Below are 25,568 nucleotides of genomic sequence, written 5' to 3'. Positions count from 1 at the left end.
GGCCAAGGCCCCACCAATCCCACGCGCAGAGCTCGACGCCGGGCTTGTGCTTGAAGAGGCCCGCGGCCTCGGGGGCGCGTAAAGGGGATTCACCGCGATCGGCACCAGGTCGGTCTGCGTGTGCAGAGTCGCGGCCTCGAGCCCGCCGAGCCGCACGTGCACGCCATGTCCGTCGTCCTCGATGAAGAGGGAGGTCGGTTGCACCCGCAGGTGCACGATGCCGTTCTCGTGCAGCGCCTCGAGCTGGGCGGAGAGCTGGCGGACGACCGCTTCGATCTCGGGCAGCCCTTTCTGGTGGGCCGCCATCCATTCGCGCAGGGGCACGCCGGCAGGCAGGGCGCTGACCTCGTAGCGCCAGCCGTTCTCCTCGTGCGCCTCGAGCGCCGCCACCAGGCCCTCAATCGCGAGCTGGTGCAGCCGCTCCCAGGTCTCGCGTCGCATCGGGGTGGTATCGTCCACCGGGCGGGCGTGCAGGAACACGTCCTCCATCGAGGTGATGTCGGTGGCGATGAAGCCGCCGGCGTGCGCCTTCTGCACCTGGAAATTGCGCCAGCGCCGGCCGGCGACCAACGCGCTTCCGCCGCCGTGGCGTTCGGGCAACGGCGCGTCGGCCGGGCTGAGGGAGCCGGCGGAGGTCAGAGCGGTATCGGCCGCTCCGGGAGGCGGATCGGACATAGAGGGCCGGGGGTGGCCCCTCCTCATCGACACGATCGCCGGGCGACTTAAGCGTCGCCCCGGCTCAGGCGCGGAGCGTGCCCGCCGCTTTTTCGGCCAGGAAGGACGCGTAGGCTTTCGCCACGCCCTCGCGGAGGCCGATGCGGGCCTTCCAGCCGAGCGCGGTCAAACGCGAGACATCCATGAGCTTGCGGGGCGTGCCGTCGGGCTTGGAGCTGTCCCAGACGATGCGGCCGCGGAAGCCCGTCACCTCGGCGACGAGCTCGGTGAGCTCCTTGATCGTGACGTCCGTGCCGGTGCCGACGTTGACCCAGTCGGGCGGGTTGTCCTGGCGCAGGAGGAAGGCGCAGGCATCGGCCAGGTCGTCGACGTGGAGAAACTCGCGCTTCGGCGAACCGGTGCCCCAGGCGACGACCTCCGGGCGGCCGCCCTCCTTGGCCTCGTGGAATTTCCGGATCAGCGCGGGCAGCACGTGCGAGTTCTGCAGGTGGTAGTTGTCCGCGGGGCCGTAGAGATTCGTCGGCATCGCCGAGTGGTAGAGGACGCCGTATTGCTTGCGGTAGTATTGCGCGAGCTTGAGGCCGGCGATCTTGGCGATGGCGTAGGCCTCGTTGGTCGGCTCGAGCGGACCGGTGAGGAGGCAGTCCTCGGGCATCGGCTGCGGGGCGTGCTTGGGATAGATGCACGAGCTGCCGAGGAAGAGGACGCGCTTCACCCCGGCGGCGTAGGCGCCGTGGATGCAGTTGGCGGCGATGGCGAGGTTGTCGTAGAGGAACTCGGCCGGGTAGGTGTTGTTGGCGTGGATGCCACCGACCTTGGCGGCAGCGATGATCGCGACGTCGGGTTTCTCGGCGGCGTAGAACGCGTTCACGGCGGCCTGGCTCGTGAGGTCGAGCCCCTCGCGTCGCGAGCGGAGCGCGAGCGCGACGCCGGGCTCGCCCTGGAAACGCCGCACGAGCGCGGCTCCGACCATGCCTTGGTGACCTGCGATGAAGATTTTCATTTCGGAAGCGCCTCAGGAAACACCACGGCGACGCAGACGCAAATCGCGCCGATCACCCGGTGCCACGGGCGGGCAAGGGATCAGGCGAAGGGCGCTTTCGAAGGCTGCGGGAGGCTGGCGATCTGCGCCTCGCGCTTGGCGAGCTCGAGGTCGGCCTCGGTCATGATCTTGACGAGTTCCTTGAAGCGCACCTTCGGCTCCCAGCCGAGCTGCTTCTTGGCCTTGGCGGGATTGCCGATGAGCAGGTCGACCTCGGCCGGGCGCTCGTAACGGGCGTCGTATTTGACGTATTTCTGCCAGTCGAGGCCGAGCAGGCCGAAGGTTTCCTCGATGAACTCCTTCACCGTGTGGGTTTCGTTCGTGGCCACGACGTAGTCGTCGGGCTTCTCCTGCTGGAGCATGACCCACATCATCTCGACGTATTCCTTGGCGTAGCCCCAGTCGCGCTTGGCGTCGAGGTTGCCCATGTAGAGCGAGTCCTGGAGGCCGAGCTTGATGCGCGTGGCAGCGCGGGTGATCTTGCGCGTGACGAAGGTCTCGCCGCGGCGCGGGCTCTCGTGGTTGAAGAGGATGCCGGACGAAGCGTGGAGATTGTAGCTCTCGCGGTAGTTCACCGTCAGCCAGTGCGCATACATCTTGGCGCACCCGTAGGGCGAGCGCGGCCAGAACGGCGTCGTCTCCACCTGCGGGACTTCCTGGACCTTGCCGAACATCTCCGAGGAGGAAGCCTGGTAGTAGCGGCATTTCTTCACCAGGCCCGCCTCGCGGATGGCCTCGAGGATGCGCTGGGCGCCGAGGCCGACGACGTCGCCGGTGTATTCCGGGATGTCGAAGGACACGCGCACGTGCGACTGGGCGCCGAGGTTGTAGATCTCATCGGGCTGCAGGTCGTAGAGCAGCTTCACCATCTGCACGGAATCGGCGAGGTCGCCGTAGTGCAGGAACAGCTTCACCCCGTTGATGTGCGGGTCGCGGTAAAGGTGATCGATCCGGCTCGTGTTGAAAGTCGAGGCGCGGCGGATGATCCCGTGAACCTCGTAGCCTTTGTCGAGCAGGAGCTCCGCGAGGTAGGAGCCGTCCTGGCCGGTGATGCCGGTGATGAGAGCCTTCTTCATGAACAATCGATTGAGGCGGGCGGGCCGGGCCTTTGCCAGCCGATTATCGCTTGGGGCCCCGCCGCGTGGTGACGGTCGGGACCGCGCCGGGTCAGGACGCCGGCGGCACCCAGGCGATGCACTCGACCTCGACCTTGGCTCCCAACGCCAGTCCGCTGGCGGCGAGGGCGCTGCGCGCGGGCAGGTTGGTCTTGAAATAGGTGCGGTAGACGGCGTTGAAGGCCGGCCAGTCCCTGATGTCGGCGAGGAAGACCGTGCACTTCATCACCCGGTCGAGCGAACTGCCGTGGCGCTCGAGGATGGCCTTGAGGTTTTCCATCACCTGCCGCGCCTCCGCGTCGATGCCGCCGGGCACGAGGGTGAACGTGCCCGGCGCATTGCCGATCTGGCCGGACACGTAGAGCGTCTCGCCCAGCTGCACGGCCTCGGAGAACGGCAGCGGGGCGCCGCCGGTGGGCGGCATCGCGTGATAGCGCGGTCCCGGCGCGTCGGCGGCGGCCAGGCGGGTGGACAGCAGGCACAGCGCGAGCGCGCCGCCACGGAGGATTCGCGGGGTAAGGAGGCTCATGCCGCGAGCCTGCCGGGCGCGAGGCGCGCGGCAAGCCCGGGAGCGGCGCGCGGCCTCAGCCCAGCGCGGCGAGCAGGCGCTGGACCTCGGCCTGCTTGGCCTTGAGGTCGGCGAGCTGCTTGCGCGCGCCCTCGAGCACGGCGGGCGGCGCCTTGGAGACGAAGGCCTCGTTGCCGAGGCGGGCCTCGGTGCCGGCGATGTGCTTCGCGAGGGTTTCAAGCTCCTTGGTCAGGCGGGCCTTCTCGGCGGCGGCATCGCCGGCGCCGACCTTGCGGATCAGGTTCCACGTGCCGTAGGGCGTGACGCTGGCGGGCGCGTTGGGCGAGAGCTTGCCGCGCGCGACGCTGGCGGCGCCGAGCATGCGCTTCAGCTTCGCCATGTTGGCGTCGAGCACGGCCCACTGCGCGTCGGCCGCCTCCACGACGAACTCGGAATCCTTCTTCGCCGCCTCGCCGTTCTCGGCCTTGAAGGCGCGGAGCTGCGAGGTGACTTCCTTCAAGCGGCCGACTTCGGCCGCCGCGGCGGCATCGACGCGCACGCCGCGGGCCACGAGCTCGGCTTCGAGCGCTGCACCGGTCTCGATGCGCACGTCGCGCATGAGGAACGCATGGTCGGCGCCGTAGCCGAGCAGGTGCCAGAGTTCCTCGGTGATGAAGGGCGTGAACGGATGCAGCAGCAGCAGCGTCTGGCGCAGCACGAGATCCTGGATCGCGAGGCAGTTGGCCTTGGTGGTCGCGTCCTGCAGCTTCGCCTTCGAGACCTCGACATACCAGTCGCAGAAGTCATTCCAGAAAAATCCGTAGAGCGTCTGGACGGCGCTGCTGAACTCGAAGGCCGCAAACGCCGCCTCGACCGCGCGCGTGGTGGCGAGCAGGCGCTCGAGGATGGCGTGGTCGTCGGCGTCGAACTTCGCCGCCTCGAGGCGCGCGAGGACGGCGGCGAGCGAGGAGTTGTCGGCGCTCTCGCCGCTCATCTGGCGGAAGCGGCAGGCGTTCCAGAGCTTGTTGCAGAAGTTCTTGCCGCCTTCGATGCGGTCCTCCTGGAAGCGGATGTCCTGCCCCTGCGGCGCGATGGAGATGATGCCGAAGCGCAGGCCGTCCGCGCCATAGTTGGCGATGAGGTCGAGCGGATCGGGCGAATTGCCGAGCGACTTCGACATCTTGCGGCCCTGCTGGTCGCGGATGATGCCGGTGAAGTAGACGTCGCGGAACGGAATCCTCGCTTTCAGCTCGGACTCCGAAAGCTGAGAGCGAGAAGGCTGGCTGCCCTGCTCTAGACTCTTAGCTCTGAGCTCTGAGCTGCCAGTGTATTCCAGTCCCGCCATGATCATGCGCGCGACCCAGAAGAAGATGATGTCCGGGCCGGTGACGAGCGTGCTGGTCGGATAGAAATAGTCGTAACCGCGCTCCTGCATCTTCGCGACGTCGGGCCAGCCGAGGGTGGCGAAGGGCCAGAGCCAGGAGGAGGCCCAGGTGTCGAGCACGTCGTCCTCCTGCACCCAGTTCTCCGGATCGGCGGGGCCGGCGAGGGAGACGTGGACCTTGGTGGCGTCGGCGAGATCGGCCTCGGTGAGCTTCTCCTTGTCGAGGCCCTTGCGATACCAGACCGGGATGCGGTGGCCCCACCAGAGCTGGCGGCTGATGCACCAGTCCTGGATGTTCTCGAGCCAGTGGAGGTAGACCTTCGACCAGCGCTCGGGGTGGAACTTGATGTGGCCGTCGCGCACGGCGGCCTTGGCCTCCTCGACGCGCGGATACCTGAGCCACCACTGCCAGGTGAGGCGCGGCTCGATCGGGACGTCGGCGCGTTCGGAGAAGCCGACGTTGTTCTCGTAGGGCTCCTCCTTCACGAGGGCGCCGCGCTCCTTGAGGAGTTCGGCGGCCTTCTTGCGGCCGGCGAAGCGCTCCAGGCCCGCGAGCTCCGGGCCGGCGAGCTCGTTGAGCACGCCGTCCGGATTGAGCGTGTCGATCGCCGGCAGCTTGTGGCGCTGGCCGATCTCGAAGTCGACCTTGTCGTGCGCGGGCGTGATCTTGAGCGCGCCGGAGCCGAATTCCTTGTCCACGGCGCTGTCGGCGATGATCGGGATCTCGGCCGGCGGCCCGAGCGGGCGGCGGACCTTCTTGCCGATCCACGCGGTGTAGCGCAGGTCGTCGGGGTGCACGGCGATGGCCACGTCGCCGCCGATGGTCTCGGGGCGGGTGGTCTTCACGGTCATGAACTGGCCGGGCAGGTCGACGAGCTCGTAGCGGACGGTGTAGATGAAGCCCTTGGTCGGCTTCATGATCACCTCCTCGTCGGAGAGCGCGGTGAGCGAGACCGGGCACCAGTTCACCATGCGCTTGCCGCGGTAGATGTGGCCCTTGCGGTAGAGGTCGACGAACACGCTGAGCACCGCCTGCGAGTAGTGCGGGTCCATCGTGAACTGCGTGCGGCTCCAGTCGCAGGAGGCGCCGAGCGCCTGCAGCTGCTGGAGGATGATGCCGCCCTTCTCCTCGCGCCAGGCCCAGACCTTCTCGAGGAACTTCTCGCGGCCGAGGTCGCGGCGGTGCTGCTTCTGCTTGCGCAGCTCGCGCTCGACGACGGTCTGCGTGGCGATGCCGGCGTGGTCGGTGCCGGGGAGCCACATGGCCTCCTTGCCCTCGAGGCGGGCGCGGCGGATGAGGATGTCCTGGATCGTGTTGTTGAGCACGTGGCCCATCGTGAGCACGCCGGTGACGTTCGGCGGCGGGATGACGATCGTGTAGGGCTCCTTGCCCGGCGTGACGCGGCCGGCGAAGGCATCGGCGGCCTGCCAGGCGGCATACCACTTCTTTTCGACGTCGCGCGGTTCGTAGCTCTTGGTGATCGAGGCCATGGGAGAAATTGAGCCGGCCAGTGAAAGCCCCCTCCCCGGCCCTGACAAGCCCTGTTCCGGTCCCGCAGGCTACGGCCGGGCCAGCGCTTCCAGCTCGAGCGCGAGCCGGCTGCGGGCCTCGGCCGGCAGGGCGGGAAAGTGGGCCGCATCCAGCGCGTCCGCGCCCTCGTCGCCCAGCAGGAAGCGCAGCAACGGCAGCAGCCGCGGGGCCGCCTCGCGGCGGAAGCCGACGTAGAGCGGCAGACGCAGCGGGTAGCTGCCGTCGTGGAGGTTCTCGCGCGTGGGCCGGTGCGCCGGCTCGCGCGCGCTCGGCGCCAGGGCGAGCGCGCGCAACCCGCTTCCGGGCGCGGGCAGCACCGGCACGAGGCCGATGCCGTTGTCGGAGGTGCGCGCCCACTCGAGCACCTGCGCAAGCGGCGCCAGGCGGACGTGGGGTTTCAGCTCCGCCCCGGGCAGCGCCAGGCGGCGGAACAGCGGGAGGGTCAGCGCCGCCGCCGGCTCCACGGCCTGCACGGCGATGGCGCGCGCGCCCCACTCGCCGGTCAGGCCGAGCTGGCCCCACAACGAGAGACTCTCCGCGCCCGTGGCGGCAAAGATGCCGCGGACCTGCGCGGCGGTGAGCTGGCTCAGCGGCAGCTTCTCCGGCACCACGAGCACGACCGGCTGGCAGGCGACGACGCGGGTGACGAACGGATCGCCGGGCGGCGCCTCGTCGGGCGGCAGGACGAAGAGGGCGACGTCCGCGTCGCCGGCGCGCAGCCGCTCCAGGGCCGGCCTCGTGCCCTCCAGCGCGAGCGCGATCCCCGTGTCGTTTTCCTGGCCGAATTTCCCGAGCGCTTGCACCAGCGCGGGCCCGAGGAGATCGGTGCCGGCGAGGCGGATGTCCGCCGCGTGCCCGGCCGCCACGAGCATACAGCTCGCGAAAAGCGGCCCGAAGACCCGCGGGTGGAACATCGTCAGGTGCGCTTCATCCGGTCGTCCGGTTCGGAAAGCTCGATCTGGTCGACCGCGCGGCCGCCAGCCTCGCGGGTCTTCTTCCCGCCGCCTTCGTGCGAGTAATAGGAGTAGTTCGCCGTGTAGTAGCCGTAGTCCTCGCCCGTGCCGGTCGGGACCTGGTTCAGCACCACGCCGATGATCGGCGCCTTGACGCTGTCGACGATCTGCTTCGCGCGCTGGACCATGCTGGCGGGGTTGCGGCGGTGCTGGATCAGCAGGACGGTGCCGTCGGTGATGCTGGCGAGGACGGAGGCGTCGCTCACGCCGATGATGGGCGGCGAGTCGAAGAGGATCTTGTCGTAGCGTCCCTTGAACTCGGCCACCAGCTCGCGGAGCTTGTTCGCGTAAAGCAGGCTGAGCGTCACGCTGCCCGGCGTGCCGGCGGTGAGCAGATCGAGGCCGGACGCGTCGCGCTTCACGCAATCGGCCCACGTGCCGCGATTGAGCAGCACGTCGGTGAGGCCGGGGGCGCGGTCGACGGCGGCGAGGCGGTGCTGCGTCGGGCGGCGGACGTCGGAGTCGATGAGCAGGACCTTCTCGCCCGCGGCGGCCATGCTGAGCGCGAGCTGGCGGAGCGTGGTGGATTTGCCCTCGCCCGGACCGGCGGAAAAGATGCTGAGCGCGACGGGCTGGCCGGCGCGGAGCGCGAGGTTGAGGTTGGTCTGGAGCACGCGAAACGGCTCGCCCTCGGGCGAACCGGGCTCGAAGCGCTGCTCGGGCGTGCGCTGGAACGGAATCACGCCGAGCACGGGCAGGCTGAGCTTCGACTCGACGTCGGCGACATTGCGGAAGCTGGTGTCGAAGAACTCGACCAGGACCGCGGCGCCGACGCCGAGGATGAGGCCGAACACGGCGGCGAAGAGCAGGTTCAGGCTCCAGTTCGGCTTGGACGGGTAGCGCGGGGCCTCGGCGACGTTGAGGATCTCGATCGTCTTCTTCGGCACCTGGAAATCGATCTCGCGCTGGCGGAGGGTGAGCTTGAGCGTCGTGAGCAGGCGCTGCTCGTCCTCGAGTTTCGAGGCGGCCTCCTCGAAGGGGCGCATGCGCTCGCGGGCGGAGAGAATCTGGTCGACCTTGGCCTGCGCGAGCTGGCGCTCGAGCTCGATCACGCGCGCCTCGGATTCCTTGAACGCCATCTCGAGCGAGGTCTCGTAGCCGGCGAGCTGGCGGTCGAGCTGCTCCTGGATCTTGGCGCGGGCGTCGACGGCGGAGATGAGGTCGGGGTGGGCCTCGCCGAGGCGGCCCTTGAGGCGGGTGAGATTCTGGTCGGCGACGAGGTAGGCCTGGAGGAGGTTCTGGATGTTCGGGTCGGAGATGAGCTCGGAGTTGACGAGGTTGCGGCGGTCCGCGACGGCGATGGTGCGGAAGCGCTCCCAGCGGGTCTTGCGCCCGATGGCGTCGACGCGGAGCGCGATGAGCGAGTTCTGCATCTGGCGCAGGCGCTCGATCTCCATGTCGGAATAACGCTGGTTGAGGTCGACGCCGGAGATGTCGAGGTCCTTGCGGAGCTTCTCGACGTGGTCGCGCTGGGCGACGACGACCTGTTCCTGCTTCTCGAGTTCGCCGCGGAGCTTGGCCAGGCCCTCACGCTGCTCGGAGGTGGCGAGGTCCACGCGGTCGGCGGAGTAGACCCGGGCGATCTCGTTGGCGATGGCGGCGGCGAGCTGCGGGTCGCGCGCCTGGACGTTCAGCTCGATCAGCGAGGTCGCACGGCGCGACTCGGGCGTGAACATCTTCCGGGTGAGGTATTGGTAGGTGATGGCCGAGGGCCAGGGCTGGCCGTCGTTGAGCGCGCGGCCGAGGGCGTCGTTCAGCTTCAGGTTCTCGATGACGCGGTAGAGGATCTTCTCCGACTGGAGGATCTCGAACTGGTCCTGGATGAAATACGGGTCGTAGTAGGACGAGTTCTGGTTCTGGAAGAGCTTCACCTCGCTCTCGGGCTTCTCGACGCGGATCTTCGCGGTCGCGAGATACCACTTGGGCAGCAGCGCGGTCACGCCGGCGGTGGTGATGAGCACGAGGCCGAACACCAGCAGCACGAGCGCCAGGCGCAGCCGCAGCAGTCCGACAAAATCGGTGAGCGTCGCGGAACCGTGACCGGAGGACGGGGCCATTGCGGCGGCGCGGGGCCTCAGAAGGAGAAACGCGCCGAGACGCCGTAGCGCGTGCGGTCCTGCGCGCGGCTCGGGTCGTCGGAGTTCACGTGATCGGCATCGGCCGTCGCGCTGATGACCCAGTTTTTCGTCGGGAGCCAGGACAGCGCCAGGCCCACGCGGGAGGTGGTTTCGTCGACGTCCGCCACGCCGGTGCGGCCCTGGAGCTGCGACGGCTCCCAGGTGACGGAGCCGGACGCGGTGACGAGCGCGGAGAGCCGGTGCTGCACGTTGACGAAGAAGCGGTTCACCTTCGTGTCGGTGAAGCGCAGCACGTCGGAGGGTTCCTCGAGCGTGTAGACGTAGCCGGCGGCGAGGAAGGAGTTCTCACCGTAGGCGTAGCGCGTGCTCAGCTCCGCGTAGGGCGCGGTGGTGTCGCGCTCGCCCTCGCGCGTGCGGTCCTCGAAGCCGGCGCGGGCGGTGAAGGTCGTCTTCTGGTTGGGCGTGTAGTCGGCGCCGGCGAGGAAGAAGTGCGAGCGCTTGTCCTTGTTCGCCGAGCCCTGGCGGTAGGCGACGTCCTGGTAGCGGTATTCGCCTACGAGCTTGGTCTCGGGCAGGAGCGCGAACGACAGCTCGAGGCCCGCCAGCTGCTCCATGCGGTCGAGCTGCGCGCCGAGCGCGGCGAGATCGTAGGCGAAGTCCATGTTGCGATACTTCAGCACCAGGCCGGTCTTGGCGTTCAGCGCGGTCGCGAAGCGGGCGTTGAACTGATTCATCTTGAACGACTGGTCGGTGTTCAGCGGCAGGCCGGCGAGCAGCGACTGCGGGTTCTTGGAAATCTGGTAGCTGTCGCTGACGTCGATGTTGGTCGTGTCGCTGAACGCATGCGCGATGCGGGCGTTGAGCGTGTGGCTGGTCAGGTTCTTCTTGCCGGGCCGGTCCACGAAGTGATCCAGGCTGAGGTCATATCCGAAAGACACGAACGTCTGGTCGTCCAGCGAGCCGTTGTAGCTGAGGGAGGGCGTGACCGAATAGACCATGCTGCCGACCTCGCCGGTGGACGCGCCGAAGATGTTCGAGTCGTGCGACACGGAGGCGCCGAGGCGGAACGACAGCGCCTTGCCCTGGTCCTGCTCGGGGATCGGCGCGTAGACCGCGAACGCGAAAGCGGGGAAAAGCGCCGCGAGGGCAGCGAGACGGGACGGAAGGTTCATGGTCAGCGCGGGAAGTTTTCCGGTTCGCTGAGCAAGCCCGCTCACAAATCCAGACGCAAATCAATTTCCCCTGGGCCGAAAGGCCCCCGGGTCGACGAGCAGCACCATATTCTCGGTCAGGCGCTGCGGCGTGCCGTTCAGCGGAAAATTGGCCGGCATGCGCCGGGTGACGAGGCCGGCGTAGACGGCGCCCCACCCGCCGGTGTCGGACAGCGTGCGGATCGCGTCCTCCCGTCGCGCAGCGAGCTCGGTGAAGAACGGCCGGTCGAGCGTCACCGGCGTGAGCAGCAGCGCGCCGATCGGCTGCTGGACTGTGATCTCGTAGAAGTCGCGCAAGCGCTCCGGCTTCGACCAGACCCGCTGCTGGCCATACCAGGCCGTGCCCGCAGGCACGTCGGCGGCGATGGCGACGCCGCGCTGGAAGCGCGCCGCGGTGTCGCGCTGCAGCTCCATGAAGAGATTGGGGAAATACGGCGGATAATAAAGTGGACCTTGCGCGGCTCGAGGCAGTCGCGGACCAGGGGAGCGCCTGCAGCACGAGCAGCCCGCCCGCGACCCAGCGCCAGTGCAGCGCCAGCGCCGACTGGCTCGACACCAGCACCGCGAAGAAGCCCGCGCCGAACACGATCAGCGGCGGCGCGAGGTAATAAGCGGGCAGCCGCGGGCTCTCGCCCGAGCTGAAGAAGGGCTGGGCGGCGAGCAGCACGAGCAGCGTCACCGCGAAGCATCCGCGCACGCGGTTGGTGGGACCGTGGCGGAACGAATACGCCAGCCCGGCGACGAAGAACGCCGTGAAGAGCAGTCCGCCGCCGGACCAGATGCGCTCCTTCAGGTTGCGCTCCATGCCGGTGAGGCCCTTGTTGCCGAGCTTCTTCACGTCGAGCCCGATCGCCTCGTCCGTCGCCGTGTTGCGCGCCGTGGCCGGCAAGGCGGTGATGTCGTCCGCCTTCAGCGCGAGGTTCTGCCAGGCCAGCCCGAGCGGGTGGCCGACGACCGCCAGGTTGCGCGCCAGCCACGGTGTGACGAGCAGGAGAAACACGCCGGCGAACACGCCGAGCGCCGGCCAGCGCGCCGCGCCGCGCACGCGCCACGCGAGGTAGCCGGCGAACACGAGCGCGACGAGGCCGGCCGAGTATTCGGTCAGGAACAGCAGCCCGCCGAGCGCGCCGAGCGCGCCGACGCGCAGCGCCAGCGCGCGATCGAACGCCGGATACTCGGCCCAGGCCTCCTCCCCCGCCGCCAGCACGAGGAAGGCCGCGAGCACCAGCACCACCAGCAAGGGCAGCCCGCTGACCACGACGGTCTGCTGCCACAGCGTCACCGACACCACGGTGCCGAGCGCGGCGAGCCAGGCGACCCGCGCGTCGAACAGCCGGTGCGCCAGCCGCCACACCAGCCCGGCCGCGAGCCAGAACAGCGCGAGGTTCACCGCCAGCACGAGGTAGTCCGGCGCCCAGCCGTTGGGCGGCGACGGCACGTGCGTCCAGATCGACGCCGGGGCGAGCTTGAACACCGCCGCGAGCACCAGCGGATAGAGGGCGCGTGGTGCAGCTCCGGGTAGAGCTGCGTCTCGCTCAACGGCATGCCGCGCGCCTTCATCACCGCGTAGGTCTGGGGGTAGTTCACGCGGGTGGTGAAGCCCTGCCCCTGCGCGAGCTGCCGGCCGAGCTCGACCTGCTGCAGCGTCCACTCGTTCGGCGGGCCGTGGAACTGCTTCCACGAGAACACGGACGTGAGCAGCAGCGCGCCCACGACGAGCGCGGCGGCGACGAGGCCGCGCTTGCCCGCGCCCTGCTCCAGCCAGTGGATGAACTCCTGCGTCGATCTCATGCGCGGGGCGCGCTCAGCGATCGACGACGTCGAGCTCCGGCCACTGCGCGATCTTGCGGTGCAGGGTGCGGCGGCTGATGCCCATCAGCTCGGCGGCCTTGGTGCGGTTGCCGCGGGCCTTGATCAGCGCCTCGCGCAGGAGGCGTTTCTCGTTCTCCTCGACCGAAAGCGGGTTCGCCGGCGGGCTGGCCGCGAGCGCGGGCGGCATGGTGGGATCGCCGCGGTATTTCGGCTCCAGCTCGAACTCGCTCAGCGTGCCGCCGCGCTGGAGGACGACGATGTTCTCGGCGAAATTGCGCAGCTCGCGGATGTTGCCCGGCCACGGGTAGCGCTGGAGGTGCTGCATCGCCCCGGGCTCGATCGTGATCGGGTCGTAGCCGTTCTCCTTGGCGTAGAGCTTCACGAAGTGCTCGAGCAGCACGGGGATGTCGTCCGCGCGCTCGCGCAGCGCCGGCGTGGTGATGCGCACGACGTTGAGGCGGAAATAGAGGTCCTCGCGGAATTTCCCGTCCTTGACCATCTGCTCGAGGTTGCGGTTGGTCGCGGCCACGAGCCGGACGTCGACGGTCATGGTCTTCGTGCTGCCGATGCGCTCGAAGCTCTTCGTCTCCAGGAAGCGCAGGAGCTTCACCTGGATCTCGGGCCCGATCTCGCCGATCTCGTCGAGGAAGACCGTGCCGCCGTCCGCCGCTTCGAAGCGCCCGATGCGCCGCTCCGTCGCGCCGGTGAAGGCTCCCTTCTCGTGGCCGAACAGCTCGCTCTCCAGCAGCGCCGCCGGCAGCGCGGCGCAGTGCACCGGCACGAACGGCGCGCGGGCGCGCGGGCTGGCCTGGTGGATCGCCTGCGCGATCAGCTCCTTGCCCGTGCCGGTCTCGCCCTCGATGAGGATGGTGGCGCGCGACGGCGCCACGAGCTTCACCCGGTCGATGACCTGCTTGAGCCTCTCCGAGTGGCCGACGATGCCCTCCATCGAGAACTTCTCGTCGAGCCGCTCGTGCAGCTGCTTCACCTCGACCTCGAGCGTGCGCGTCTTGAGCGCCCGCTGGATCAGGATCTCGAGCCGCTCGATGTTGACCGGCTTGGTCAGAAAATCCACCGCGCCGCGCTTCATCGCCTCCACCGCCGAGTCGATGCTGCCGTAGGCGGTCATCATGATCACCGCGGGCTTGTTCGCCAGCGTCAGGGCCTTGTCGATCACCTTCAGGCCGCTTTTGCCGGGCATGCGCAGGTCGGTGACGATCACGTCGAACTCCTGCGCGTCCATCAGGTTGAAGCCCTCGTCGGCGCTCGCGGCGACCGACACGTCGTAGTTCTCCTGCAACGCCTGTTGCAGCCCCTCGCGGGTGTGCTTCTCGTCGTCGACGATCAAAACACTCGGCACCATGGCCGCGATGAAGCCGTCCGCCTTCGGCGCGGTCAACGGAAATGAGACGCGATGGCACACCTCGGCGCTGGCCATTCGGTCAAGGACTCGGCCACGCGTCGACCAGCCCCGGCGTCCGATCCGCGCATCGACACCTACGTCACGCAAGCCGCGCCCTTCGCCCAGCGGACCAGGTGACCGTCGCCTGCCCGAAAAAGCCACCGCGCTCGTCTGGCTCGCCGCGGGCAAGGCGCGGCATCGGCACCACGCGCGCGGCTGACCCCGCGGGGCGGGTCAGGTTCCCGGGGGCGGCGAATCTTTCCGCCAGCCGGGGTTTGCGAATCCGTCGAAAACACGGAGAGTGCTGCCATGCGTTTCCTGCGCGCCCTTCCTCTCGCGCTGCTCGCGGGCGGCCTGCTGGCCCTCGCCGGGTGCTCGACGCCCCCGCCGCCGCGCGTCACGACCCGCGCGCCCATCCGGATCAACACCGCGCTGCTGCTCGTCTCGGAGGACGGCAAGCTCAGCACCGACCAGCTCGCGGCCAAGCGCGACGAGGTCGTGCGCTACCTCACCGAGCGCGGCCTGCTCGCGCCGGAGGACGTGCTCGTGCCGGACACCGCGGCGGCCGACCGCATCATCCGCGTGGCGATCTCCGAGAGCGGCGGTTTCAAGGTGACGATCTTCAATCCCGGCGGAACCGGAGCGTATTACTCCGCCCCGCCGGACTACGACCGCGTGCGCGGTGGCGACTACTGGCCGGTCTACGACCCGTGGTTCGACCAGGGCTATTACTACAGTCCGTATCCCGCGCCCGGCTACTACCGCTACCTGCCGCGCAACGAGCCGCGACCGCACTACCCGCCGGGCTACACGCCGCCGCCATCGACGCCGCCGGCGTCACCACCGCCCGCAACCCACAAGCCGGCGCGACCGCACGACCGCGACCACGACGCCCGCCCGCCCACGCCCCGGCCGAGCAATCCCGATCGCAACCACGACGGCCGGCCCGACTGGCACAATCGCCCGCCCGCCAACCGCCCGGACAATCACGACCGCGGCCACGATACGACGCCGCGTCCGTCGGCTCCGCCACCGATCACGCCGTCGCCGCCGAGTCACTCCGAACCGCGCCCGGCGCCCGAGCCGCGTCCGCAACGCGAGCCGCGCGACCAGGACCGGCGCGATTATCCCGAGCCGGCAAAGTAGACGGAGGCCGCGAGTGGTTGTGGTCTCGCTCCCGGCTGGAGCGAGGATGGGCGGCGAGCTTCGCCGACAAGCCCGCGCCGTTCAGGCGCTCGACGCCTGCGCGCCGATCCAGCGATGGATGCCCGCGGCGGCCCGGCGGCCGTCGCGCACGGCGTGCACCACGAGGCTGGGCCCGCGCACGGAGTCGCCGCCGGCGAACACGCCCGCGACGCTCGTCATCTGGTTGGCGTCGACCTTGAGCCCGTCCCAATCGTCGACCTCGATCTGCGCCAGCGCGCTGCCCTCGGGCCACGGGACGGGATCGAAGCCGTAGGCGACGAGGACGAGGTCGGCCGCGATGGCGAAATCCGAATTGGGCACCGCGCGCGGCTTGCGCCGGCCGGAGGCGTCGGGCGCGCCGAGCTCCATGCGCGTGCAGCGCACCTCGACGACGTCGCCGTTGCCGTTGCCCGCGATCTCGGTCGGGTTGGTGAGGAACAGGAAACGCGCGCCCTCCTCGACCGCGTTGTAGTATTCCTTGCGGCTGCCGGGCATGTTGGCGAGGTCGCGGCGGTAGACGCAGGTGACCTCGGCCGCGCCGCTGCGGAGCGCGGTGCGCAGGCAGTCCATCGCGGTGTCGCCGCCGCCGAGCACGACCACACGCTTGCCAGCCACGTGGATCGGCTCGCCCTCGACGAGGGGCGAGTCGACGTTCTTCTGGATCAGGAACGGCAGCGCGTCCACGACGCCGCGGAGATTGGCGCCGGGGATGTCAAGCGGCTTCGGCTGCTGCGCGCCGACGCCGAGGAAGACCGCGTCGAACTTCCCGCGCAGCGCCTCCAGCGGCACGTCCCAGCCGATCCGCACGCCCAGCCGGAACTCGACGCCGCGCCGGACCAGCAGGTCGACGCGGCGCTCGACGACGTGTTTCTCGAGCTTGAAGGCCGGGATGCCGTTCACCAGCAGGCCGCCGGGGATGAGCTGCGATTCGAAGACGGTGACGCCGTAACCGAGCTTCGCCAGCTCGTCGGCGCAGGCCAGGCCGCCGGGGCCGGAGCCCGCGACCGCGACGCGCCGGCCGTTGGCGGGAGCCTGCACCAGTTCGAAGGCGCCGTGGCGGAAGGCGTATTCGTTGATGAAGCGCTCGACGGCGCCGATGGCGACGGCGTCGGTCTTGGAGGTAAGGATGCAGGAGCCCTCGCACAGTTTTTCCTGCGGGCACACGCGCGAGCAGATCTCGGGCATGTTGCTCGTGCTGCGCGAGAGCGCGGCGGCGCCGAGGAAGTCGCCCGCGGCCGTGAGGGCCAGCCACTCGGGGATGCGGTTGTTGAGGGGCAGGCCTGGACGCAGCCGGGCGTGGGGCACTGGATGCAGCGCGCGGCCTGGGCGCGCACGGTGGCCTCGTCGAACTCGCGGTAGATCTCGTGAAAATCGGCCACGCGCTCCTCCGCGGTCCGCTTCGGCGGCGAGGCGCGGCCGATGGTGGACCAGGCATATTTCGCGGTGTGCGGTTGGAGTTGGGGCGGCATTCGTGGGGGATCCGACCGACGAGAGGATGCCGATTCATCGGCACGTTGACCCGCCGCCTGTTGCGGAACGCTGCGCAGCGCTTGCGTGTAGCGCAAACTGCGGGCTCGCGCTGTGTCGGTCGGAGGTCCGAATGGACAACCGGCGCGGATCTTGCGATCCGCGCCGGCGTCACTGACCTATGAACCGAGGGTAACTAAGAGCAAAGGGGTCTGCTCGGGGAAAGGGACGGTTACTTGCCCTGGATGCCGCCGTTGTGGCAGTCGGCGCACTTGAGCTCCTCGTCGTATTCGCCGCCGGGGTGCTTGAACTCGAGGCCGGTGGGGGAAATCGTGGCCAGCTCGGCGGTCTTGCCCTGGGCGATGATCGAGTGGCACGAGGTGCAGTCGCTGGCCTTCACGGACTCGCCGCTGGCGGTCTTGTGCTTGTCGTCGTGGCAGCGGAAGCAACCGGGCCAGTCCTTGTGGCCGATGTTGTTCGGGTAGACCCGCCAGTCGGCCTTGCGGTCGACGTAGATGGTCGCGGCGAAGGTCTTCTGCACGCCGGCGATGAGTGCCGGAAGATCGGCGTCGTCCTTGAACTTGTTGCGGAGGAAGTCGGCGATCTTGGTCGGGGCCTCGACGTCGTTCTTGATGTCCTTCTGGAGCATGGCCTGGACGGCGACGCGCTTGACGTTGGGGAACTTGGTCGGGATCTCGCCGAGGGCCATGGCGCGCTCGACGGCCTCGTTGGCGGTGGGGAAGACGTGCGCGGGGCGGTTGTGGCAGTCGATGCAATCCATCTCGCGGATGGCGCCGGCGGGCGGCTCGCCCTTGAACTCCTCGTTGCGGTAGATGCGGGCGCTGCCGTCCTTCTTGTTCGTGACGCGCATCCAGACGATGTCCTGGCGGTCGGCGTCGGCGGCGTAGTATTCGACGGTGCTGTCCGGTGAGACGTGCCAGTGGATGCCGGCGAGCGGGCTGCCCGGCCGGCCGGAGTTCACGTGCATCAGCATGCGGATCGAGACGGCGGTGTTCTTCTTGTCCGACAGGTAGTGGTCGAACGACATGTCGATGTTGCCGTGGAATTTCTCCGGCCAGTGGCACTTTTCGCAGGTCTCGCGCGCCGGGCGGAGGTTGTGCACCGGCGTGTCGATCGGGCGGTTGTAGTTGTCGAGGATGTAGCCGTAGAGCTGGCGGGTGCCGTTGAGCTTGGCCTTGATGAAGGCGGCGGCGCCGGAGCCGACGTGGCATTGGACGCAGTCGACGCGCGCGTGCGCCCCGCGCTGGTAGGTCTGGAACTCGGGGTTCATCGCCTGGTGGCAGACCTGGCCGCAGAACTGGGTGGACTCGGCGTAGTGGTAGGTCTGGTAGCTGCCGAAGGCGGAAAGGAGGAGGAAGCCGACGCCGGCGGCGCCGAAGAGGACGAGGCGGCGGCGCTGGGCGGGGTCGTGGAAGTTCAGGCGCCACTTGTCGGGCATGGTCTCGCCGTGCTTCTCGAGCCAGCGGCGCTGGGCCCAGCCGCCGAAGAGGATCATCGCGAGGCCGGCGATGAGGAAGCCGGGGGCGACGAGATAGGTGAAGATGCCGAGATACGGGTTCTTGTTCGAGCCCGTGAGGTCCATCCAGGTCAGGAGCGCGAAGGAGAAAAGGGCGCCGACCGCGATGACCGCGCCGATGGCGCTGATCCAGTTGTTGTAGTTCGAGCGCGGCTTGAGCGGCGCCGAGGAGGTGGAGGGGGGCTCGGAGGACATGGTCGTGGGTGGTCGCGAGGGGTGAGGAAGAAAAGAGCCGGCGGTCGGGTTAATCGGCCGCCGGCTCTCGAGAGTGCCGCGTCAGGGCGGCGTCAGGCCTTGAACTTGCGGATGAAGGCGACGAGGTCCTTGGCGTCCGCCTCGGACAGCTCTTCCTTGAAGCCCTTCATGCGCTCCTTGCCGTTCTCGCCTTTGACGCCGTCGAGGATGGCCTTGACCATTTCCTCGTCCTTGAGCTCGGCCTGAATCTTCGCGTCCGTGTAGTCACGGATCTTGAGTTTCTTGCCTTGCTTGGTCTGGCCCTTGCCGTCCGCGCCGTGGCAGGAGGCGCAGGAGTTTTCCCAGTTTTCGGAAGCGGGGGCGCCGTAGGAGGCGCCGGCCGCGAGGGCCAGCACGAGGCTGGCGACAGCGATCTTTGACGTGGTATTCATGGATAAGACTATTTGGCGAAGCGCTCGCTCAGAAGCGATACTGGAGCTTCGCGTAGATGAGGTGAGCGGTGAAATCGGCGGCGCCGAGCGACACCACATCCTCGTTCTTCGCGTAGGAATACTTGAGGGAGAGGGTCGTGCGGCGGTCGATCCGGCGCACCAGCGTCGCGGAAGCGACCTGATACTTGTTGTCCGAGCCAAACGGAACCGTGAGCGTCGAGTTGTTCACGTAACTGTCGCGGGTGCGATAGCTCATGTAGTCGACGAAGAGATCGGTCTGATCGTCGAGGACGTAACCGCTGCTGAGGTTCCACGTGGTGTAGTTGGCCTTGCTCTCGGGCAGGATGCCGGCGATCGCGCCAGTGGCGTCGTTGGCGGGCGTGTGGAGCTTGTCCTGCACGTAGTTGACGCTGCCGGTCAGGAACCAGCGGGGCAACGGATTCCAAGTGACGCTTTCAGCCAGGATGCTTTGCTCGTTGTTCATCGTTTCGCCGAACGCGAGGCCCACTTCCTGGCTGCGGATAATGGTCTTCGCATAGTCGTAACGCGTGACGGAGCGCAGGTTCGGCAGCACGCGCCAGCTGTAGCGGATGTTGAAATCGTTGGTTTCAAAATCCTGATTGGCGATGTAAGCCGGATAGCGGTCGGACGAGGTGATGCTGTTCGGCGTGGTGTCACGGATTGCATCGTAGTCGTTCTGGCGCGCCTTGTAGTAGTATTGCACCGCGACGGTGTGCCCCGCCCGCGGATACCAATTCATCGTGGCGGCGATCTTCTGGGTGTCACGCTTCAGCTCGGTGTCGCGATCGATCGCGATCGACTCGGCCGGCGTGCCGGGCTCGGCGATGCTCGTTTCGGCGAGCGTGCCATCGGAGGTCGAAACCTCGCCCTTGAGGTTGAGCGAGACGTTCGCGATGCCGGTGTAACGCGCCTCGGCGCCGTAGGTATAGGTCTTCCAGCTCTTCTCGCTATCGGCTTGGAGTTCCTCGATGGCGGTGACGAAGCTCGGCGCGTTGCCCACGTTGGTCTCTTCGAACTCGATGCGGTTGTTCCACGTCGTCTTCTCGAAGCGGAACGCGGGAGTGACCACCAAATTCTCGATCGGGGTGTAGAGCAGGCTGATCGTGGCGATCGACTGCGTCATCTCAGATTCGCCAAGATTCATCCCGGGGAGAGCATAGAAGCCTTCATCGTGCCACTGCCGGTTCGGCGCGGTGGCGCTGAACGCCGAGTCGAACGAACCGCCCGTGATGCGGCTGGCGCTCAGGACGGTGTCGTATTTCGTGCGGGCGACCGCGGTGTTCAGCTTGATGAACTCCGTGATGTCCGAGGAAAACGTGCCGCGGATCTGGTTCATGTCGAAGTCCTGGCCTTCCTTGTTCGTCGTGTAGCGCTGCGTGGTGGACTCAAACGGACGACGGACGGTGTAGCGACCGTTGGTATAGTCGCCCTTGTCGACACGGTAAGCGATGGTCCAGGCGTTCTTCTCGCCGGTTTTCGCGATCGTGCCTTTGACGATGTGGCGCTTCTCGTCGAACTTCAGGTAAGTCGGGCTGATGTTACGGGTCGCCGCCGCGCTGACCGCCAGTCCGGTGTCGCCCCATGAGGTCGAATCCTTCATGCCGTCGCGCGTGATGTAATCGTAGCGCAGCACGAAGCTCGGGAGGTCCGGCTTGGTGAGCCCGGCCTCGAACCAGAGGTTGGAACGGTCAACATAGAGATCCTCGTTGTAGAGGCTCAGGCGGAAGCCGTTGGTCGGCCAGACACCACCGGAACCGTCGTAGTAGGTGCGGAACGACTTGTAGCCGAACAGCAGGTAGCCCACGTCCTGCTTCGTCAGCGAGAGATCGAGCAGGTAATCGTTGTTACCAGCGATCGCCCGGCCGCGGAGTTTGAACGTGAGGCCCTCGGCGAGGTCCTGGGTGTAATAGAGGCTCTCGATGCCGCCGAAGCCGTCTTTATGCACTTGGGTGCGTTGCTGGAAACCAGCGCGGTCGCCCGACTGTAGATTGTAGCCGGCGGCGAGATCGATGTAGTTTTCGAGGGCGGGTTCCTTTTCCGCCGCAGTGAGAGAAGGTAGACCCAGCGTGCTCGCGCAGGCGAGCAGGCAGAGGGATCCACGGACGGTGTGGAGAAAAGCAGGTGTTTTCATCGCAGGTCCTGAAGAAAGGTTGGGTTAGAAGCGGAGGGACGAGCTGACGTGAGAGCCGTGAACGGCTTCGTGGCAGCCAGCGGACCAGCAGGTGCCGCGGCTCAGGAAGGAGCCGTGGTCGCGACCACCGATCATGATTTGGCCGGACGAGGTGTTTTGCTGGAAGTGGCACTGCAAGCACAGGTTCGCGTTGCGGGCCTTCAGCATCTTGGCGTTCATCGAGCCGTGCGGGCTGTGGCAGACGACGCAGCCTTCGCGCGACGCTTCGTGTTCGAACACGTAGGGGCCGCCTTGCGAGGTGTGGCACTTCAAGCAGGTGCTGTTGATGCTGCCCTCGTTGGTGGTGTCGCCTTGCGCAACCGCGTCTCCGCTGTGCGGATTATGGCAGTCGCTGCAGCTCATTTTGCCGGACATCACGGGGTGATTGCTCGGCAGGCTGAACTCGCCACGCTTGTCGAGGTGGCATTGGAAGCACGTCTCGGGCGAAGTGCCCGGATTCACGATCGTGCCGGCGCCGCCGCCCGCTTTCACGTGCACCGAGCCGGGTCCGTGGCAGGACTCGCAGCCGATGTCCTGCGCGTTGCCGCCTTTCGCGGCCAGTTTGGCGTGCGTTGCCGAATGGAAACCCTTGGCGGTCTCCTCGTGGCATTGCGCGCATTTGTTCGAACCGACGTAGGTCGCGCCCGCGATTTGCGGCGGGGCGACGATCGTGCGATTCGAAACGACGCACGATGCGAGAAGAAGTCCCCAAATGGCGGCTCCTCCGAAGATCAGTGTGCTTTTTGTCCAGCGAGTGCTCATGGCTGAAGCAGGGTTAGGTTTTGGTTTGGGTCTCCCGTTGGTGTTCTATTCGCAAAAATTATTTGGGCAGCGCGGCCAGTCTCTCAGAAAGCTCTGCTAATGACTCCGCAGGCCTTGCGGACGTGTGTGCAGGGGTTGTGTGCGCTTTCGCTCTGAAAAATAGAACATGGACGCGAGGGGGTGGCATCCTGAGCGACCTGGCCCGCCCGCGCTTCAGGAAAAACCGCGGATTCGCAACCCGCAGCATGCACCAGACAACAGATGCGGAGCCGGTTCACAACCCCAGAAACTCCATCGCGCAGCCGGCGGCGAGGATGGTGCCTCCGGCGACGGCGTGGGAAAAGCGCTCGAGCCGCGGCAGGGCGATGAGGCGCGCGCCCTGGCGCGCCAGCAACACCACCGCGAGCATCGAGCCGATCGTCAGCGCGCTGAACGCGCCCACGACCACCCCCACATCGCTCCAGCTCCCCTGGGTCGCCGGATACATTACGAGCGGAATCATCGGCTCACACGGGCCGAAGACGAAAATCGTGAACAGGATCCACGGCGTGAGCCTGAAGCCCTCCGTCTCGCCGTGCGGATGCGCATGCGCGCCGCCGTGCGCGTGCGCATGCGCGTGGTCGCGCCCGCCGTGGGTGTGCGCGTGCGCGTGCGTCCGCGCGCGGAGCGCCTTCTTCAGGCCCCAGGCGAAGTAAACCGCGCCGAACGCGATCATCGCCCACGCCGCGAGGTTGCCGCGGATCTCCTCGACGAACTGCACGTGCTCCAGCCCGTAGCCGAAGATCACGCCGGCGACCGCGAGCAGCACCGAGCTGCCCACGTGCCCCACCCCGCACAGCGCGGTCCAGAACGCCGTGCGCGCGACCGACCAGCGCCGCGCCCGGCCCATGACGATGAACGGCAGGTAATGGTCCGGCCCGGCGAGCGTGTGCAGCACCGCGACGCCGGCCGTGCTCGCCAGCAGCACCGACAGCTCGGGGCGGCTGAGCACGTGGGCATGGAACTCCGCGTTCACGCGTGCGTCGGCGCCGCGAGCCGGGCGGCGTGCGCGTGCATCGCGTGCACGACCTCGGGCACCGCCGCCGCCACCGCGGGCGACAGGTCGGTGCACATGGGTTTCAGCTCCTCCACCGAGATCGTGTAGAGGTGGATGCGGGGCAGCTGCCCGAGCAGGGCCGCGGCCGCGAAAAGGTCCTTCAACCCGAAATCGTGCGCGCCCAGCCCACGCGGCAGGTCGCCCACTTGGCGGGGTTGAAGGAAGGTGATGGTGCCGGCCGGCTGGCCGTCGCGCGTGGCGTCGACCATGACCACGTCCCGGAAGCCTTCGAGCTCGAGCAGCAGGTTCACGCCGCCCGTGCCGCCGTCGAGCGTGCGCACGCCGAACAGCGGCGGCTGTGCCTCGAGCTCGCGGACGACGTGGATGCCGACCCCTTCGTCCCCCATGAGCCAGTTGCCGACGCCGAGCAGCAGGACCTGCGGGGCGGACTCCGGCGCCCCGATCTCACGGGACGCCGGTGCGGCGGAAAGCTCATCGAGACCGATCATGCTTGGTTAAGGCTTCGATGGCTTGGTCGGCAGGCCGGAGATGCCGGTGGCGTGCTCGGCCTGCGCCTTGCCCTTTTCCATGAACTTCCAGCCGCCGATGATGGACGTCAGCACGCCGTGGCCCTCCACGTAGTCGTGATACATCACGAGGTAGACGTGGATGAACACGAAGATGCCGAACAGCCACGTCACCGCGTAGTGGAAGACGCGCAGGTTCTGCTCGCTGCCGAACAGCGGCACGACCCAGGCGAAGAGCTGCGGGAACCAGTGGTCGCTCATCGGCGCGTAGAGCGCGAAGCCCGACGCGACCTGGAACAACGTGAGGAGTCCCGTGCCGGTGTAGGTGAAGTAGGCGACGGAGTTGTGGCCGAGGTTGCGCATCGGCTTGTAGCGCGACTGGAGGACGTCGACGGTCATGACGTCCACGACCTGCTTCATCTGCGCCTTGGACAGCGGGAAGAAGTTGCGCCAGTTGGCGTATTTGTTGCCGACGAGCGACCAGTAGAGGCGGAACATGAAGTTCCCCAGGAACACGTAGGCGGTGACGAAGTGGACGAGGCGCAGCTTCCCGAACCAGAAGCTGAACGCCGCCTCGCCCGAGTTCATGAACGCCGGCGGATGCGCGATGAAGTAGCCCGTCGTGCAGAGCGTGACGATGCAGAGCGCGTTGATCCAATGGAACCAGCGCACCGGCTGCTGCCACACGTAGACCCGTTGATAGTCGTGTGAGGGCATGGGAGCCTCCGGGTTACTTCACCAGCAACTCGTGACGCGCGATCTCCTTCTTGTCCTCGTAGAGATGGACAGCGCAGGCGAGGCACGGGTCGAACGAGTGGATGGTGCGGATGATTTCGAGCGGCTGGTGCGGATCGTGCACCGGCGTGCCGATCAGCGAAGCCTCGTAGGCGGAGCGCTGGCCCCGGCCGTCGCGCGGCGAGGCGTTCCAGGTGCTCGGAACCACCAGCTGGTAGTTCGCGATCTTCTGGTCGCCGATGACGATCCAGTGCGCGAGCGCGCCGCGCGGCGCCTCGGTGCAGCCGACGCCCTTCGCCATCTTCGGCCAGGTGCTCGGCTCCCACTTTTCGCGCGTGAACGTGCGGGTGTCGCCCGCCTTGAGGTTCGCGAGGAGGGTGTTGAAGAACTCGAGGCCCCACTTCGCCGCGAGCTGCGACTCGATCGCGCGGGCCGCGGTGCGGCCGAGCGTCGAGAACAGCACGGACGGCGGCGCCTTGAGCGCGCCGAGCGCATCGGTGACGGCGCCCTTGATGTCGTCGTTGCCCGCGGCGTAGCCGACGAGCATGCGCGAGAGCGGGCCGACTTCCATCGCGTGGCCCTTCCAGCGCGGCGTCTTCAGCCAGGAATACTTCTTATCGACGTCGAGGTGCTCGTAGGGGGGCTTCGGGCCGGAATACTTCAGGCTCGTCTCGCCGTCCCACGGATGCAGGCCGCCCTGCTTGGAGTATTCATACCACGAGTGGTCGATGAACTCCTTGATGCCGTCCTGGTCGTCCTTCGGATCGACCGGGTGGACCTCGTTCAGGTTGCGGCCGAGGATGGCGCCGCGCGGGAACTTGAAGCTCTTCACGTCGGCGAAGCCGTTGGTCGGCAGGTCGCCGTAGACGAGGTAGTTTTCCAACCCGCCGCCGATGCCGGCCCAGTCGAGGTAGAACGGCGCGACCGCGAGCACGTCGGGGATGTAGACCTGCTCGATGAACTCCTTCGCGCGCTGCAGCGTCTGGCCGACGAAGGCGAGGCGCTCGGCGTTGATGGCGTTGGCCTCGTCGAGGTTGATGGCGCAGGGCACGCCGCCGACGAGGTAGTTCGGGTGCGGGTTCTTGCCGCCGAAGATCGTGTGGATCTTCACGATCTCCTTCTGCCATTCGAGGGCCTCGAGGTAGTGCGCCACCGCCATGAGGTTGGCCTCGGGCGGGAGCTTGAAGGCCGGGTGGCCCCAGTAGCCGTTGGCGAAGATGCCGAGCTGGCCGCTCTCGACGAATTTCGTCAGGCGCTTCTGGAGTTCGCTGAAGTAGTTCGGCGAGCTCTTCGGATACTTCGACAGCTTCTGCGCCAGCGCGGAGGTGGCGACCGGGTCGGCCTTCAGCGCGCTGACGACATCGACCCAGTCCAACGCATGCAGGTGGTAGAAGTGCACCACGTGGTCATGCATGTATTGGGTGCAGAACATGATGTTGCGGATCAGTTCCGCGTTGGCGGGGACCTTGATGTCGAGGGCGTCCTCGACGGAGCGGACGGAGGCCAGCGCGTGCACGGTGGTGCAGACGCCGCAGACGCGCTCGCAGAACGCCCAGGCGTCGCGCGGGTCGCGGCCGCGGAGAATGATCTCCAGGCCGCGCACCATCGTGCCGGCGCTCCAGGCATCGACGATCTTGCCGTCTTTCACCTCCGCCTCGATGCGGAGGTGGCCTTCGATGCGGGTGACAGGATCAACTACAATTCTTTCGCTCATGGTGTGGCTCCTCCGGG

23 protein-coding genes and 1 pseudogene are annotated in these 25,568 nt (G+C 67.6%); 4 read left to right on the top strand and 20 right to left on the bottom strand.

What is annotated here, in order from left to right:
• The first annotated feature begins 165 nt into the window (after positions 1-165).
• The gene (locus ACMYLB_RS09505; RefSeq protein WP_415910684.1) at positions 166-726 is read left to right on the top strand and encodes a hypothetical protein; all 561 of its coding nucleotides are present in this window, start codon (positions 166-168) and stop codon (positions 724-726) included.
• Positions 727-739: 13 nt separating this feature from the next.
• Here the strand turns inward: ACMYLB_RS09505 and ACMYLB_RS09500 are convergent, their stop codons facing one another.
• From ACMYLB_RS09500 to ACMYLB_RS09465, 8 genes are all read right to left on the bottom strand, one after another.
• Positions 740-1,678: a GDP-L-fucose synthase family protein gene (locus ACMYLB_RS09500; protein WP_415910683.1), complete on the bottom strand. Its 939-nt coding sequence runs from the start codon at positions 1,676-1,678 to the stop codon at positions 740-742.
• A gap of 80 nt (positions 1,679-1,758) precedes the next feature.
• Entirely contained in the window at positions 1,759-2,793 is a 1,035-nt protein-coding gene (gene gmd / locus ACMYLB_RS09495; RefSeq protein ID WP_415910682.1) for a GDP-mannose 4,6-dehydratase, read from the bottom strand.
• A gap of 91 nt (positions 2,794-2,884) precedes the next feature.
• Positions 2,885-3,256 carry a RidA family protein gene (locus tag ACMYLB_RS09490; protein ID WP_415911058.1) on the bottom strand — a complete coding sequence of 124 codons (372 nt, stop codon included), beginning with the start codon at positions 3,254-3,256 and terminating at the stop codon, positions 2,885-2,887.
• A gap of 160 nt (positions 3,257-3,416) precedes the next feature.
• Positions 3,417-6,215 carry a valine--tRNA ligase gene (locus ACMYLB_RS09485; RefSeq protein ID WP_415910681.1) on the bottom strand — a complete coding sequence of 933 codons (2,799 nt, stop codon included), beginning with the start codon at positions 6,213-6,215 and terminating at the stop codon, positions 3,417-3,419.
• A gap of 69 nt (positions 6,216-6,284) precedes the next feature.
• Entirely contained in the window at positions 6,285-7,127 is an 843-nt protein-coding gene (locus ACMYLB_RS09480; protein WP_415910680.1) for a PstS family phosphate ABC transporter substrate-binding protein, read from the bottom strand.
• A 44-nt stretch (positions 7,128-7,171) separates the two neighbouring features.
• The gene (locus tag ACMYLB_RS09475; RefSeq protein ID WP_415910679.1) at positions 7,172-9,325 is read right to left on the bottom strand and encodes a GumC family protein; all 2,154 of its coding nucleotides are present in this window, start codon (positions 9,323-9,325) and stop codon (positions 7,172-7,174) included.
• Positions 9,326-9,342: 17 nt separating this feature from the next.
• Positions 9,343-10,518, bottom strand: coding sequence for a hypothetical protein (locus tag ACMYLB_RS09470; protein WP_415910678.1), 1,176 nt, complete (start codon positions 10,516-10,518; stop codon positions 9,343-9,345).
• Between the two features lie 60 nt (positions 10,519-10,578).
• Positions 10,579-10,971, bottom strand: a complete 393-nt coding sequence (locus tag ACMYLB_RS09465) for a hypothetical protein (protein WP_415910677.1) — start codon at positions 10,969-10,971, stop codon at positions 10,579-10,581.
• 32 nt (positions 10,972-11,003) lie between these two features.
• Here ACMYLB_RS09465 and ACMYLB_RS09460 point away from each other — a divergent pair, with 32 nt between their 5' ends.
• Both ACMYLB_RS09460 and ACMYLB_RS09455 read left to right on the top strand, forming a co-directional pair.
• Positions 11,004-11,165: a hypothetical protein gene (locus ACMYLB_RS09460; protein ID WP_415910676.1), complete on the top strand. Its 162-nt coding sequence runs from the start codon at positions 11,004-11,006 to the stop codon at positions 11,163-11,165.
• A gap of 96 nt (positions 11,166-11,261) precedes the next feature.
• Positions 11,262-11,618 carry a hypothetical protein gene (locus ACMYLB_RS09455; RefSeq protein WP_415910675.1) on the top strand — a complete coding sequence of 119 codons (357 nt, stop codon included), beginning with the start codon at positions 11,262-11,264 and terminating at the stop codon, positions 11,616-11,618.
• A gap of 325 nt (positions 11,619-11,943) precedes the next feature.
• On the opposite strand, the gene ACMYLB_RS09450 is transcribed toward ACMYLB_RS09455, so the two are convergent.
• Positions 11,944-12,348, bottom strand: a complete 405-nt coding sequence (locus tag ACMYLB_RS09450) for a hypothetical protein (RefSeq protein ID WP_415910674.1) — start codon at positions 12,346-12,348, stop codon at positions 11,944-11,946.
• A 13-nt stretch (positions 12,349-12,361) separates the two neighbouring features.
• Positions 12,362-13,732 carry a sigma-54-dependent transcriptional regulator gene (locus ACMYLB_RS09445; protein WP_415911057.1) on the bottom strand — a complete coding sequence of 457 codons (1,371 nt, stop codon included), beginning with the start codon at positions 13,730-13,732 and terminating at the stop codon, positions 12,362-12,364.
• A 348-nt stretch (positions 13,733-14,080) separates the two neighbouring features.
• On the opposite strand from ACMYLB_RS09445, the gene ACMYLB_RS09440 reads away from it, so the two are divergent.
• Positions 14,081-14,917: a hypothetical protein gene (locus tag ACMYLB_RS09440; protein ID WP_415910673.1), complete on the top strand. Its 837-nt coding sequence runs from the start codon at positions 14,081-14,083 to the stop codon at positions 14,915-14,917.
• An 81-nt stretch (positions 14,918-14,998) separates the two neighbouring features.
• On the opposite strand, the gene ACMYLB_RS09435 is transcribed toward ACMYLB_RS09440, so the two are convergent.
• The 10 genes and pseudogenes from ACMYLB_RS09435 to ACMYLB_RS09390 form a co-directional block, all read right to left on the bottom strand.
• A complete protein-coding gene (locus ACMYLB_RS09435) occupies positions 14,999-15,994 on the bottom strand; it encodes an FAD-dependent oxidoreductase (protein WP_415911056.1) in 996 nt (331 codons plus the stop codon).
• Positions 15,995-16,069: 75 nt separating this feature from the next.
• Positions 16,070-16,425 (bottom strand): annotated as a pseudogene (locus ACMYLB_RS09430) (hypothetical protein); the annotation flags it as partial.
• A 230-nt stretch (positions 16,426-16,655) separates the two neighbouring features.
• Positions 16,656-18,155 (bottom strand): NapC/NirT family cytochrome c, encoded by a 1,500-nt coding sequence (locus ACMYLB_RS09425; RefSeq protein WP_415910672.1) that lies wholly within the window; start codon positions 18,153-18,155, stop codon positions 16,656-16,658.
• A gap of 92 nt (positions 18,156-18,247) precedes the next feature.
• Positions 18,248-18,586 carry a c-type cytochrome gene (locus ACMYLB_RS09420; protein WP_415910671.1) on the bottom strand — a complete coding sequence of 113 codons (339 nt, stop codon included), beginning with the start codon at positions 18,584-18,586 and terminating at the stop codon, positions 18,248-18,250.
• Between the two features lie 28 nt (positions 18,587-18,614).
• Positions 18,615-20,738, bottom strand: a complete 2,124-nt coding sequence (locus tag ACMYLB_RS09415; protein WP_415910670.1) for a hypothetical protein — start codon at positions 20,736-20,738, stop codon at positions 18,615-18,617.
• Between the two features lie 24 nt (positions 20,739-20,762).
• A complete protein-coding gene (locus ACMYLB_RS09410) occupies positions 20,763-21,539 on the bottom strand; it encodes a cytochrome c3 family protein (RefSeq protein WP_415910669.1) in 777 nt (258 codons plus the stop codon).
• A gap of 274 nt (positions 21,540-21,813) precedes the next feature.
• The gene (locus tag ACMYLB_RS09405) at positions 21,814-22,554 is read right to left on the bottom strand and encodes a hypothetical protein (protein ID WP_415910668.1); all 741 of its coding nucleotides are present in this window, start codon (positions 22,552-22,554) and stop codon (positions 21,814-21,816) included.
• Positions 22,551-23,084, bottom strand: coding sequence for a hydrogenase maturation protease (locus ACMYLB_RS09400; RefSeq protein ID WP_415910667.1), 534 nt, complete (start codon positions 23,082-23,084; stop codon positions 22,551-22,553). The genes ACMYLB_RS09405 and ACMYLB_RS09400 overlap by 4 nt, the downstream gene beginning before the upstream one ends.
• A gap of 6 nt (positions 23,085-23,090) precedes the next feature.
• Complete coding sequence (gene cybH / locus ACMYLB_RS09395; protein WP_415910666.1) at positions 23,091-23,819, bottom strand: Ni/Fe-hydrogenase, b-type cytochrome subunit; 729 nt, start codon at positions 23,817-23,819, stop codon at positions 23,091-23,093.
• A gap of 13 nt (positions 23,820-23,832) precedes the next feature.
• Positions 23,833-25,551, bottom strand: coding sequence for a nickel-dependent hydrogenase large subunit (locus tag ACMYLB_RS09390; RefSeq protein ID WP_415910665.1), 1,719 nt, complete (start codon positions 25,549-25,551; stop codon positions 23,833-23,835).
• Positions 25,552-25,568 lie beyond the last annotated feature (17 nt).

The organism is Oleiharenicola sp. Vm1, assembly GCF_047777955.1.
Lineage (GTDB): Bacteria > Verrucomicrobiota > Verrucomicrobiia > Opitutales > Opitutaceae > Didemnitutus.
The sequence above is the reverse complement of the archived record's forward strand: the minus strand, read 5'-3'. Positions and strand labels throughout refer to the sequence as shown.